The following is a 12,054-nucleotide window of genomic DNA, read 5'->3' as shown; positions in this document are numbered from 1 at the left end:
GTCTGGGGGGCCCGGGGGCGGGGGGGGGCGGGGCGGGGGGCGGGGGGGGGGGGCGGGGGGCCGGGGGGGGGGGGGGGCCCCCCCCCCCCCCGGGGGGGGGCGGGCCCCCGCCGCGCGATGCGGGACCCGTCGTCGGGTCCGTCAGGTCCGGTCGGGTTCCAGGTCCGTCGGGTCCGTCAGGTCTTCGGGTCCTCGGGGCGTCGGGACTCTTCGTCGGCGCTGCGCTCGCCCTCGGCCTGCGAGGGGGTGGTGCGCGTCGTCATCGGGTGCGCGCGCTGCTTGCGCTCCTTCTCGTCCATGTCCTCGTCGAGCCGCTCGCCCTCCGCCTGGGAGGGGGTGGAGTACTCGTCGTACTGGCTCATGGCTGCCTCCTCGCCCGTACGCGCGGGCGCGGTCCCCCGTGCGCACATTTGCGTATATATGGAGCCTAGCGCGCCTCTTCGGGTGGGGCCGGTGGAGCGGTGACCGCGGCTAGCATGCCTGGCGTGAGCGACGAGCCGCAGCCCGCCGGGGCGCCCCTGCTGGACGATCTGATGCCGTGGTCGGTGCCGCCGCTGCGGCTGGGCCGGTCGTGGGTGCTGGCGCCCGACGCACGGACGCTGCGGGCGCGGTGGGACGCGCTGGTGGCGGCCGAGGGGGCGGAGCGGGAGCGGCTGTTCCGGCCGAGCCGGGCGCGCGGGGTGCGGGCCGGGGTGGCGGCGCTGCCCGGGCAGTCCACCGGGACCGTGCGGCTGGCGCGGGAGGCGGGGCCCTGTCCGGAGCCGGTGCGGGTGCTGCACGAGCCGTTCGACGAACAGTGGCTGCTGCCGGACCACCGGCTGATCGACGTGGCGCGGCCGGAGCTGTGGCGGATCGCGGACGACCGCCAGCTGTTCGTGCTGGAGCCGGGGTACGTGAGCCAGTCGGCCGGACCCGCCCTGCTGGCCGGGGCGCTGCTGCCGGAGGGCCGCTCGCCGGGTGGGCGGCCGGGGCGGATCCGGCCGCTCTACCGGCGGCCGGGGGGCGGGGAGCCGAACCTGGCGCCGGGGCTGGTGGCATTGCTGTGTGACGTGTACCAGTGCAATGTCACACCCGAGGACGTGCTGGCCTGGGCGCTGGCCGCCGCCCGGCCCGGCCCGTCGGGTGCCGTGGTCCCGCTGCCGGCCGGCACCGGGACGTGGCGGGCGGGGGTGGAGCTGGGCCGGGAGCTGCTGACCCTCCAGCTGCGGGGCGCGCGCGGGGGCGAGGTGCCCCGGCTGCCGGGCGGCCGGCGGCCGTACGTACGGGCCGCGGTCCCCTCGTGGCCCGAGCCCCCGGCGTACGACCCGGAGACGGAGACCCTGCACCTGGGCACCGGGCAGATCTCGCCCGTGCCGGCCGGGGCCTGGGAGTTCGAGGTGTCGGGGGTGCGGGTGCTGGAGCGGTGGTTCGAGCGCCGGGTGGCGCACCGGGGCGCGGACGGGCTGGAGGCGCTGGGGCCGGCGGCCTGGCCTCAGGAGTGGACCTCGGAGCTGCTGTCCCTGGTGACCGTGCTGGCCCTGCTGGCGGAACGGGCCCCGGAGCGGGCCGCCCTGGCCGGGGCGCTGGACGGCTCCCCCGGTCCGGACGCGGCGGCGCTGCGCGCCGCGGGCGTCCTGCCTCCCCCGCCGTGGGCCCGCCGTCCGGCCTCGGTCCTGGACCACCAGGAGGAAGGCCCGGACGGGCAGTTCGCGCTGCTCTAGCGGGGGGCCGCGGCCCCGGCCGGCTCCGCCAGCCGGCGAGGGGGCTCCGGCCGGCGTCCAGGAGGCTCCGGTCCGCGGTCGAGCGGGGCCCGGCTCGCGGTCGAGTGGCTTCCGGTCCGCCGTCGAGGGGTGACAAGCCGGGGTCCGAGGAGGTAGGTGTGCCTGCCATGAGCATCGAGCCCCTCCCCCTCGACGGCATCACCGTCGTCGCCGTCGAACAGGCCGTCTCGGCCCCCTTCGCCACCCGCCAGCTCGCGGACCTCGGCGCCCGGGTGATCAAGGTCGAGCGCCCCGACGGCGGCGACTTCGCCCGCGGCTACGACACGGCCGCGCAGGGCCTGGCCTCGCACTTCGTCTGGGCCAACCGCGGCAAGGAGTCCATCGCCCTGGACCTGAAGGACCCGCGCGGCCTGGAGGTCCTCGAAGGGCTGCTGGCCGGCGCCGACGTGTTCGTGCAGAACCTGGCCCAGGGCGCGGCCGCCCGGCTGGGGCTGGACGCGGCGGCGCTGTGCGCGCGGCACCCGCGGCTGGTGGCCGTGGACGTCTCGGGGTACGGGGCGGAGGGCCCGTACGCGCACAAGCGGGCGTACGACATGCTGGTGCAGTGTGAAGCGGGACTGGTGTCGGTGACCGGCACGCCGGACCGGCCGGTCAAGGCCGGTATCCCCGCGGCCGACATCGCGGCGGCGATGTACGCGTTCTCCGGGGTGCTCGCGGCGCTGCTGCGGCGGGGCACCACGGGGCGGGGCGGCCCGGTGGAGGTGTCGATGCTGGACGCGCTCGCCGAGTGGATGGGGCACCCGCTGCACCACACGATGCACGGCGGCCGGCAGCCGGAGCGGACCGGTCTGGCGCATGCCGTGATCGCGCCGTACGACGCCTACGGCACGGCGGGCGGCGGGCAGGTGCTGCTGTCGGTGCAGAACGACCGGGAGTGGCGGCGGCTGGCCGAACAGGTGCTGGAGCGGCCGGAGTTGGCCGACGATCCGGAGTTCGCGACGAATGCGGCGCGTACCGGGCGCCGGGAGAAGACCGACGCGGTGGTGGCGGAGGCGCTGGCCTCGCTGGACGCGGACGAGGCGGTGCGGCGGCTGGAGGCGGCCGGGATCGCGTGCGCGCGGCTGAACTCGGTGGCGGAGCTGGCCGCGCACCCCCAGCTGGCGGCCCGTGACCGCTGGCGGGAGGTGGATTCGCCGGCCGGACCGCTGCGCGCCCTGTTGCCGCCCATCGGGTTGCCGGGCGGTGCGGAGGCGCGCATGGGTGCGGTTCCCGCGCTCGGCGAGCACACCGATGCGCTGCTGCGCGCCCTGGGGATGGCGGACGCGCAGATCACGGCGTTGCGCCGGGACGGTGTGGTCGCCTGAGGCCGGTTGCCGGACGGGGGTCCCCCAGCGGGGGCTGGGGGCGGGTGCGGTGCCGCGTCAGCCGCGGCTGCCGAAGAGCGAGCGGCGCAGGCGGCGCAGCGGGGCGAAGAGCGAGACGCGCGCGCTCCTGCTCCGGTGGCCGTGCGTGCGGTCGCGCGTGGTCAGCTCGCGCATCAGCAGGGTGGCCTCGGCGGCCTCGCGCTGCGGGATGGCGGGGCCACCCAGCACGGCGAGGTGTCGGTCGAGGCGCGTGCTGGTCGCCTTGCTGCCGCAGGTGATGGCAGGCACGCGTGGCGGCCTGCTGCGCATTGCTATCTGTTCCATGTCTCTCCCCACCCGTACGAGGGCCCGGCCCGGGCAGGTTAACCCTATCGTCCCCGTATCGCAGTGCGGTATCCCGGGAGGGGTGATTGACCACGCACTCACCAGGTTTGACGGTCACTCACCGAATTCGACCGTTACTCTCCGAACACAATCGGCCTTCGGGCCGAATTCGGCGCCCTCTTGCGGGAGTTGTCGGCAGTTCCGGCGACGTGGGGTGGCAGGAACGGCACGGAGGGCTAACGTGGAGTGATCACCCTGGAGGCACCGCCACCGACCGGTGGCAGGCGGAGGATGGGGGCTCGCGTGAGCGGAGTTCCGAGTGGTGGGCGCGACCGTGTGGTCGCGGACCGGTACCGCCTGCTGGCCCCGCTGGGCCGGGGCGGGATGGGCGTGGTCTGGCGGGCGCGTGACGAGGTCCTGGGCCGCGAGGTGGCGGTCAAGGAGGTGCGGGCGCCGGCGGGCCTCGACGAGGCCGAGGTGCGGCGGATGTACGCGCGGCTGGAGCGGGAGGCGTGGGCGGCGGCCCGGGTGTCGCACCGCGGGGTGGTCACGGTGTACGACGTGGTCACCGAGGACGGACGGCCGTGGATCGTGATGGAGCTGGTCCGGGGTCTGTCGCTGGCGGAGGTGCTGGAGGCGGAGGGCCCGCTGCCGCCGCACCGGGCGGCCCACATCGGCGAGCAGGTGCTGACCGCGCTGCGTGCCGCGCACGAGGCGGGGGTGCTGCACCGGGACGTGAAGCCGGCCAACGTGCTGGTGGCCAACGACGGCCGGGTGGTGCTGGGCGACTTCGGGATCGCGCGCCTGGAGGGCAGTTCGGCGCTGACGATGACCGGCGAGGTCGTGGGCTCTCCCGAATTCCTCGCCCCGGAGCGGGCGTTGGGCCGGGAGCCGGGTCCCGAGTCGGACCTGTGGTCGCTGGGCGTGCTGCTGTACGCGGCGGTGGAGGGGGTGTCGCCGTTCCGGCAGGACACCCCCCTGGCCACGTTGCGCGCGGTGGTGGACGAGGAGCTGCCGCCGCCGCGCCGGGCCGGGGAGCTGGCCCCGGTGATCGAGGGGCTGCTGCGCAAGGAGCCGGCGGATCGGCTGTCGGCGGCCGAGGCGGCCCGGATGCTGCGGATCGTGGGCGCGGGGGGTTCGGTACGGGCGTCGGGCGGGCCGGTGTCGGGGCCCGGGGGCGGTCCGCCGCGGGCCTCGGGGGCGTCGGCGGACGCGCCGACGGTGGGTGCCGGGACGGCGGCGGGCGGTGCGGGCAGGGGTGCCGGTGGCCCGGGCGGGCCCGGCGGGGGCTTCGGCCCGCCCGGGCCGCTGCCGGGCGGGGAGCCGGAGCGGGGGTCGCGGGCCGGGGCGGTGCTGACCGCGGGGATCCTGGTCCTGCTGCTGGGACTGGCCGCGCTGGCCTGGGTGGTCTACGACCGGACGCACCGGGACGGTGCGGGGTCCTCCGGGGGTTCCGGCGGGGCGACGAGTGCCCCGGCGACCGTGCCCGGGGCGACGACGGGTGCGCCGCCCTCGTCCGCGTCGCCGCCCGGGCCGAGCGCGGGCGGGGGCACCACGGCGCCGGGGCAGGGCGTCCGGGTGTCGGTGCACGCGGTGCGCGCGCACTACGCGGGGCCCTGTCCGCCGCCCTCGGGGGCCGGGCCGGAGTTCACGGGCACGGTCGAGGTGGTGCGGCTGCCGGCGCGGGTCGAGTACCGGTGGGTGACGCGGAGCTCCGCTCACGCCCCGGGTGGCTGGCAGGCCGAGGTGTACGGGGTGGACGGGGGCCGGTCGCGGACGTTCGCGTACGCGGTGTCGGGGCTGCGGCCCGGGGACGTGGTGGAGGACGCGGTCCGGCTGGAGGTGCGGCTGCCGGTGCGCGGGGAGTCGGCGTGGGTGGCGTACACGGTGACATGTGACACGGAGACCCCGACGGGCGGGGTCTCCCCTACCTACGGCCCGTCCGGCTCGCCCGCTCCCGGTCCCTCGTAGGGATCCGGGGCCGTGCCGGCGGCGGGGCCGGTTCTCAGGCCGCGGAGCTGAACGGCGGCAGGTAGCCGCCGGACTGTCCGGCGGCGGTCGGGTGGTACGAGTCGCCGATGTTGAGCCAGTTGACGCTGTGCAGCCACGCGCTGCCGGAGCAGATCTCGTGGCCGGTGAAGGAGCCGACGACGGAGGCGAAGGTGAAGCCGTGGTCGGCGGCGCGCTTGGCGGTGGCGTTGTTGAGGTAGTCGGAGGCGTCGTTGATGGCCTTGCGCTCGGTTTCGGAGAGCCCGCTGGTGCAGGTGCCGTTGAGCTTGTAGAAGCGGGGGTAGCCGAGGACGACGACGCGGGCGGCCGGGGCCTTGCCGCGGATGGCGGAGTACACCTGGTCGAGCTTGCCGGGCAGGGTGGTGTCGACGTAGGCCCTGGCCTGGTCGATGCGGCTGAGGCAGCTGGATTCGGACTGGAGGACGCAGGTGGTCATGACGTCGGAGAAGCCGGCGTCGTTGCCGCCGATGGTGATGCTGACGAGGTCGGTGCCGGAGTTGAGCGGGCCGAGCTGGCCCGCCGTGACATCACCCGTACGAGCGCCCGAGCAGGCGGTGAACGCGAACGTCGAGGGTGAATGCGCGTTGGCCCACAGGCGGGGGTAGGCCTTGGTGCTGCGCTTGCAGTTGCCGCTGGCGCTGTCGTAGCTGCCGGCGCCGACGCCGGAGGAGTACGAGTCGCCGAGCGCCACGTAGTCGGTGGAAGCGGCCTCGGAGGCGGCCGAGGCCGGTGCCGCGCCCATGAGGGCGGCGGTCGCGGCGAGGAGCAACGAGCTTGAGGACGCCGCGAGTCGGGACAGTTTCATGGACCCTCCCTTAGCAGGACTTCTGCCCCTTTTTTCGTAGCGCCGGAGCCCACCCGCTGGAAGTGTCCATGCCAAGAATGTTGCGCGGAGGATTGCGGAGGAACCTTCACCGGACCGGGGTTTGGGCACTCGTGTTCGGCGGCCGAACCGGCGAAACCCGGGTGCGCGGGCGGAGTTCGTGCCGGATCATGGCGACCATGTCAGACACCCCGGGCGACCCGCGGCACGCCCTGCCGATCCGGCTCAACGTGGACGACAGCGACTCGCCCTCCGACGTGGTCGACGCCCTGTTCCTGGGGCGGTTCGCCAACGGCGAGCAGCCGTACTCCCAGAGCGTGACCATCGAGCGCGTCAAACCCGGGGCCACCCTCCTGCCGCCCGCCGCGAAGGTGGTCCGCTCCGCCCGCGACACCGACCGCAGCGCCACCCTCGCCGAGGGCGAGGGCTGGACCGTCCTCGTCTCGCGCTGGAACCGCGGCGCCGACGTCACCGTCACCGCCGTCAGCGACGAACTCGCCGCCTCCGTCCTCGGCGAGGCCACCGACGGCGCGCAGGACGAGCCCGAACCGCAGCCCGAGAACGTCACGATGGGCTTCTGGTACGTGTCGCCGCGCCGCGGGCCGCACCGCACCACCCGGCAGATCGGCGCCGGCACCTGGGCCGAGGTCCGCCCCAACTACACCGCGCCGGTGGCCGAGGCGATGGACCGGCTGATGAAGATCACCCCGGACGACATCGCGGGCCGGCTGCTCCTGCTGCACGGACCGCCGGGCACCGGCAAGACCTCCGCCCTGCGCACCCTCGCCCGGTCCTGGCGGGACTGGTGCCAGGTGGACTGCGTACTGGACCCCGAGCGGCTCTTCAACGACGTCGGCTACCTGATGGACATCGCCATCGGCGAGGACGAGGGCACCAGCCGGGGCCGCTGGCGCCTGCTGCTCCTGGAGGACTGCGACGAGCTGATCCGCGGCGAGGCCCGGCACACCGCGGGACAGGCCCTGTCCCGGCTGCTGAACCTCACCGACGGCCTGCTCGGCCAGGGCCGCAACGTCCTGGTCGGGGTCACCACCAACGAGGACCTGGAGCGCCTGCACCCCGCGGTCGTCCGCCCGGGCCGCTGCCTGGCCCGCATCGAGGTCGGCCGGCTGACCCACCGCGAGTCGGTGGACTGGCTCGGCACCGAGGAGGGCGTCTCCCGCGAAGGGGCCACGCTGGCCGAGCTGTTCGCGCTGCGCCGCGGCAGCGGCCCGGCCTCCGTACCGGCCCAGGACAAGGGCGCGGACGCGGGCCTGTACCTCTGAGACGGGCCTGCACCTCCGAGAGGGGCCTGCACCTCCGAGAGGGGCGCCCGTACCTCCGAGACTGGCTAGCCGAGGGCTCGCAGGGCGTCCTGTACGAGAGCCAGCGCGGACTCCCGGTCCAGGCCGAGACGCGTCACGCGCTCGGCGTACGCCTGCGCGGCGGCCGCCGCCTCCCGTGCGGCGGCGTCCCCCGCGGCGGCGACGAACGTGCCGTTGCGGCCGCGGGTCTCCACCACCCCGTCCGTCTCCAGGGCCCGGTAGGCCTTGGCCACCGTGTTGGCTGCGAGGCCCAGCTCCTCCGCCAGGCCGCGTACGGTCGGCAGCTTGAACCCGACCGGCAGGCGGCCCGAGCGGGCCTGGTCGGCGATCTGGGCGCGCAGCTGCTCGTACGGGGCCGCTGCCGCGGCCGGATCGATGGTGATCTTCACGTGCATCTGGACGTTCTTCGGGGTCACGCGGCGATTGTGGCCCACCGGCGGGAAAATGGCAGGCGTCGCGCCCGGGTTCGCACGTAACGTCCCCTCACGTGACCGTACTCATCCGTGATCTCCGTTCCGACGACCCGGCCGACGCCGAGGCCGTGGTCCGCGTCCGGCGCGCGGCCCTGCCCTTCATGATCGCCACCCCGGCCGGCATCGCCTTCGAGGCGGTGTGCCATCCGCCCGAGGCGCGGTTCCGCGTGCTGGTCGCCGAGGTGGACGGCACGGTCGTGGGCACCGCCCAGGCCGGCTTCGCGTACGACAGCCCCGAGCCGGGCCGCGCCTTCGTCAACCCGTACGTCGACCCGGCCTTCCGCGGCCGGGGCGCCGGCACGGCGCTGCTGCGGGCCGGCGAGGAGTACCTGACGGAGGCGGGTGCTTCCGCGCTGTTCTCCTGGGTGCTGGACGAGCCCGCGCACACGGCGTACGCGGTGCGCCGCGGGTACGAGCGGCGGCGCTCGGCGCACTTCCTGCGGCTGGACCTGACCGGGGGACTGCCGGAGGAGGCGACGCCGCCGCCGGGGGTGGAGCTGGTGCCCGCCTCGGTGTTCGCGGACGACCCGCGGCCGCTGTACGAGGCGGACGCGGAGGCCACCGGGGACGAGCCCGGCGACATCGGCGCGGAGATGTCCGACTACGAGGACTGGCTGCGGACGGTGTGGGCGGACCCGACGCTGGACCGCGAACTGACCGTGGCCGCCGTCGTGGACGGCGAGGTGGCGTCGTTCAGCGCGGCCCGCACGGACGGCGTGGACCGCTACGGCACGGCGATGACCGGCACGCGGCGCGCGTACCGGGGCCGGGGCCTGGCGAAGCTCGCCAAGAACGCCTCGCTGCACCTGGCCCGGGAGGCCGGCTACCGGGAGGCGTTCACCGGCAACGACGCGGAGAACGGTCCGATGCTGGCCATCAACCGATGGTTCGGCTACGAGGTCTGCGCCACGGAGGCGCGGTACGTGAAGGAGGCGGGCGGATCGTGACGGACGGCAGCACGGCGGTCCTCGCGGCCGGGGGCACCCTGACGGTGAGCCTGGTCAAGGCGGGCCGGGAGAAGCTGGCGTACCCGGCCGAGGTGGTCGCCGACGACGGGCTGCGGATCACCGTCCGTGCGCCCTGGGCGGCCGACGGCGTACGGGACTTCGGCTTCGTGCGGTTCGAGCCGGGGGACGTGTTCACCGAGCACTTCTGGCGTGACCGCTGGTACGCGGTCAAGGAGGTGCGCAGCGGCGAGGGCGTGCTGAAGGGCTGGTACTGCGACGTCACCCGGCCCGCGGTGGTCGGGGACGGGCGGATCGTGGCGGAGGACCTCGACCTGGACCTGTGGGTCTCGGCCGACGCGTCGGCCGTACTGCGCCTGGACGAGGACGAGTTCGCGGCGAGCGGTCTGGCGGAGCGCGACCCGGAGGCGGCGTCCGAGGCGGCGGACGCGCTGGACGAACTGGAACTCCTGGCCCGCCTGGGCAAGTTCTGGCAGCTGATCGACTGACCGGTCGTCAATCAGCTTTCGCCGGGATCGACTTCCGGTAGTGCAACCGGTCGTACACCCCGTCGACGCGCCGCTCGGTGAACTCGTAACCGATGCGCGGGTAGAGCCGCTGGTTCTCCCACATCAGGGCGTTGGTGTAGAGCCGGATCTCGGGCAGCCCGAGAGCCCGCGCCCGCTCCTCGGCGTACTCCAGCAACTGCCGCCCCAGTCCGGTGCCGCGGGCATCGGGGTGGACGGCGATGCTGTCGAGGAAGAGGTGGTCGCCGCGGGGCACGAGGACCACGACACCGGACACGGGGGTGCCGGTGACGTGGACGTGCCCTGCGGCGATCCCCGCCGCATGGTCGGCATCCATGGGGGCCGGCCGAATCCCGATCCGCGCGACGTAGTGCCCGTACGCGGCATCGGTCACCGCCCGCACGGCCTCGACATCGCCGGCCACGGCCGCTCGCGGCCCCGCTGCGGAACTCATCCCGCTCCCCTTTCCGGTCTTTCCTTAAGCCCATCCTAAAGATCTCTCTCCCGCCGCTTAAGCAGGCGGTTTTCGGGTTTTTCCGGGGCTAGCTTGCTGTTCGCGACGGGATGGGTCGCGGCGCCGCGCGTACGGGGTGCGGCGCCGTACGACCCGGTCCCGTCCGTCGTCCCGTGCGCCGCCCTCAAGGAGATCAGCCCCATGACCGCTCGCCGTCGTACCGCCCTCGCGCTTTCCGCGCTGGCCGCCGCCGGACCGCTGGCGCTGGTGCCCGCGGGTACCGCCGCCGCGCACGGATCGATGACCGATCCGGTGAGCCGGGTGGCGGCCTGCCACGCGGAAGGGCCCGAGGCGCCGAAGTCGGCGGCCTGCAAGGCGGCCGTGGCGGCGGGCGGGACGCAGCCCCTCTACGACTGGAACGGCGTCAACATCGCCAACGCCGCGGGGAAGCACCGGTCGTTGATCCCGGACGGGAAGCTGTGCTCCGCGGGCAACGACAAGTACCGGGGTCTCGACCTGGCCCGGGCCGACTGGCCGGCCAGCCGGATGTCGCCCGGTACGCACACGTTCCACTACCGGGGGACGGCCCCGCACCGCGGTTCGTTCGCCCTGTACATCACCCGGGACGGGTACGACCCGAAGCGGCCGCTGAAGTGGTCCGACCTGGAGTCGAAGCCGTTCGCGAAGGTCACCGACCCGCGGATGCAGGGCGGGGACTACGTGTTCACCGGCAAGGTGCCGCGGAAGTCCGGCCGGCACCTGATCTACAGCATCTGGCAGCGCTCGGACAGCCCGGAGGCCTTCTACACCTGCTCCGACGTGGTGTTCGGTGGCGGTGGCGGTGGCGGGGGGACGAGCGGTGGTTCCGGTGGTTCCGCCGGTTCGACGGGTGGTACGTCGGGTGGTGCCACCGGTGGCACGGGCGGGACGGGTGGTGCCAGGACGCCGGCGCCGTCCGCACCGCCGGCCGGCGGCGGTGCGGCGACCGGCGGGCACGGGGGTCACGGTGGTGCCGGTGCCTCCCCGGCTCCGTCGGCGAGCCCTTCGGTGCCGGCCGCCAACGCGCCCGACGCCGACGGCGGCGGCGCCTCGCCGCTCCCGTCCGCGGCCGGTGACCTGGCCGAGACGGGTGGCGACTCCGCCACCCCGATGATCGCGGTCGGCGGGGCCGGGGCACTGGCCGTCGGCGCGGCGGTGCTGTTCGCGACGGTCCGCCGCCGGTCCGTCACCGGCGGCGGGCGCCACGGTCGCTGACCCTCAGCCGAGGACCGAGGCGCACGTGGTGGGTTCCGCGTGCGCCGGGTCCAGGGCGTTGACCGCCTCGTGGTAGGCGATCCGGTCGGTCAGACCGATCGCCACGTGCTCCGAGAGATCGAGCGGGCACAGGTCCTGGACGACGACGTTCCGTACGCCGGGTCCGTCGAGGAACTGGCTGCGGTACGGGGTGACCACCTGGTCGTACCGGGTGGAGATCACCGTGTACGTGACTCCGGGGACGGTGTCGCCGCCCTCGTTGAGCCTGGTCAGGAAGGCCGAGCCGGCGATCTGGTCGGCGAGTCCGGGGGTGGCCGCGCTGATCAGGTCCTCGGCGCCGGGGAAGTACGGCAGGAGCCTGGTCAGCCCGAGCAGGGTGGTCCCGTGGTTGTCGGGGGCGAGGCCGACGAGGGCGTTGACCTTGTCGGCGCCGCCGAGGAACTTCAGGTACCAGCGCGGCATCATGCCGCCCTGGGAGTGGCCGACGAGGTCGGCCTTGGCGGCGCCGGTCGCGGCGAGGACCTCGTCGACGAAGGCGTCGAGCTGTCCGGCCGACTTCTCGATGGGGCCGAGGCCGTGGAAGAAGGGCACGCCGGGCAGCTGGCCGTAGTCGAGCGAGAAGACGCAGTAGCCGCGGTGCACCAGGTACGGGGCGAAGGCGAGCCAGTTGTCGACGGAGTTGCCGAGGGTCCCGTGGACGAGCACCACGGGGCGGGGGTGGGCGGCGGAGGGCTTGCAGGTGTAGTCGTTCCAGCCGGAGCTGGGTGCGGTGGCGGCCTGGGCCGCGGTGGGGGTGAGGGCGGCGCCGGCCAGCATCAGGGCGGCCAGGGGTCCGAGCAGTCGTCGCCAGGGCAGCATC

Annotated in this window: 13 protein-coding genes; 7 read left to right on the top strand and 6 right to left on the bottom strand. The window is 74.9% G+C overall.

What is annotated here, in order from left to right:
* Positions 1–176: 176 nt before the first annotated feature.
* Positions 177–362 (bottom strand): hypothetical protein, encoded by a 186-nt coding sequence (locus ACIQUQ_RS18185; RefSeq protein WP_403976791.1) that lies wholly within the window; start codon positions 360–362, stop codon positions 177–179.
* Positions 363–476: 114 nt separating this feature from the next.
* Here ACIQUQ_RS18185 and ACIQUQ_RS18180 point away from each other — a divergent pair, with 114 nt between their 5' ends.
* Both ACIQUQ_RS18180 and ACIQUQ_RS18175 read left to right on the top strand, forming a co-directional pair.
* Entirely contained in the window at positions 477–1,700 is a 1,224-nt protein-coding gene (locus tag ACIQUQ_RS18180) for a type ISP restriction/modification enzyme (protein WP_403976789.1), read from the top strand.
* A 167-nt stretch (positions 1,701–1,867) separates the two neighbouring features.
* Complete coding sequence (locus ACIQUQ_RS18175; protein WP_403976787.1) at positions 1,868–3,064, top strand: CaiB/BaiF CoA transferase family protein; 1,197 nt, start codon at positions 1,868–1,870, stop codon at positions 3,062–3,064.
* A 57-nt stretch (positions 3,065–3,121) separates the two neighbouring features.
* Here ACIQUQ_RS18175 and ACIQUQ_RS18170 read toward each other — a convergent pair whose 3' ends face one another.
* Positions 3,122–3,388 (bottom strand): hypothetical protein, encoded by a 267-nt coding sequence (locus tag ACIQUQ_RS18170; RefSeq protein ID WP_403666164.1) that lies wholly within the window; start codon positions 3,386–3,388, stop codon positions 3,122–3,124.
* Between the two features lie 291 nt (positions 3,389–3,679).
* Between ACIQUQ_RS18170 and ACIQUQ_RS18165 the strand changes: the two genes are divergently transcribed.
* The gene (locus tag ACIQUQ_RS18165; protein WP_403976785.1) at positions 3,680–5,359 is read left to right on the top strand and encodes a serine/threonine-protein kinase; all 1,680 of its coding nucleotides are present in this window, start codon (positions 3,680–3,682) and stop codon (positions 5,357–5,359) included.
* A 34-nt stretch (positions 5,360–5,393) separates the two neighbouring features.
* Here the strand turns inward: ACIQUQ_RS18165 and ACIQUQ_RS18160 are convergent, their stop codons facing one another.
* On the bottom strand, positions 5,394–6,203 hold the full coding sequence (locus ACIQUQ_RS18160; protein WP_403976783.1) for an SGNH/GDSL hydrolase family protein: 810 nt from the start codon (positions 6,201–6,203) through the stop codon (positions 5,394–5,396).
* Positions 6,204–6,400: 197 nt separating this feature from the next.
* Between ACIQUQ_RS18160 and ACIQUQ_RS18155 the strand changes: the two genes are divergently transcribed.
* Entirely contained in the window at positions 6,401–7,504 is a 1,104-nt protein-coding gene (locus ACIQUQ_RS18155) for a DUF5925 domain-containing protein (protein ID WP_403976781.1), read from the top strand.
* Between the two features lie 65 nt (positions 7,505–7,569).
* Here the strand turns inward: ACIQUQ_RS18155 and ACIQUQ_RS18150 are convergent, their stop codons facing one another.
* Positions 7,570–7,938 carry a GntR family transcriptional regulator gene (locus tag ACIQUQ_RS18150; RefSeq protein WP_403977026.1) on the bottom strand — a complete coding sequence of 123 codons (369 nt, stop codon included), beginning with the start codon at positions 7,936–7,938 and terminating at the stop codon, positions 7,570–7,572.
* Between the two features lie 92 nt (positions 7,939–8,030).
* Here ACIQUQ_RS18150 and ACIQUQ_RS18145 point away from each other — a divergent pair, with 92 nt between their 5' ends.
* Both ACIQUQ_RS18145 and ACIQUQ_RS18140 read left to right on the top strand, forming a co-directional pair.
* Entirely contained in the window at positions 8,031–8,963 is a 933-nt protein-coding gene (locus ACIQUQ_RS18145; protein ID WP_403976779.1) for a GNAT family N-acetyltransferase, read from the top strand.
* The gene (locus ACIQUQ_RS18140; RefSeq protein WP_403976777.1) at positions 8,960–9,469 is read left to right on the top strand and encodes a DUF402 domain-containing protein; all 510 of its coding nucleotides are present in this window, start codon (positions 8,960–8,962) and stop codon (positions 9,467–9,469) included. Before ACIQUQ_RS18145 ends, ACIQUQ_RS18140 begins: the two co-directional genes overlap by 4 nt.
* Before the next feature lie 7 nt (positions 9,470–9,476).
* Here the strand turns inward: ACIQUQ_RS18140 and ACIQUQ_RS18135 are convergent, their stop codons facing one another.
* Positions 9,477–9,941: a GNAT family N-acetyltransferase gene (locus ACIQUQ_RS18135; protein WP_403976775.1), complete on the bottom strand. Its 465-nt coding sequence runs from the start codon at positions 9,939–9,941 to the stop codon at positions 9,477–9,479.
* A 201-nt stretch (positions 9,942–10,142) separates the two neighbouring features.
* On the opposite strand from ACIQUQ_RS18135, the gene ACIQUQ_RS18130 reads away from it, so the two are divergent.
* Entirely contained in the window at positions 10,143–11,195 is a 1,053-nt protein-coding gene (locus ACIQUQ_RS18130; protein ID WP_403976773.1) for a lytic polysaccharide monooxygenase, read from the top strand.
* Between the two features lie 3 nt (positions 11,196–11,198).
* Here ACIQUQ_RS18130 and ACIQUQ_RS18125 read toward each other — a convergent pair whose 3' ends face one another.
* Positions 11,199–12,053, bottom strand: a complete 855-nt coding sequence (locus tag ACIQUQ_RS18125; RefSeq protein WP_403976771.1) for an esterase/lipase family protein — start codon at positions 12,051–12,053, stop codon at positions 11,199–11,201.
* Position 12,054 lies beyond the last annotated feature (1 nt).

It is taken from the genome of Streptomyces sp. NPDC101118 (assembly GCF_044759445.1).
In the GTDB taxonomy this organism is placed as follows: Bacteria; Actinomycetota; Actinomycetes; order Streptomycetales; family Streptomycetaceae; genus Streptomyces.
Note: the sequence above shows the minus strand (reverse complement) of the source record. Positions and strands in the feature narration are given on the sequence as shown.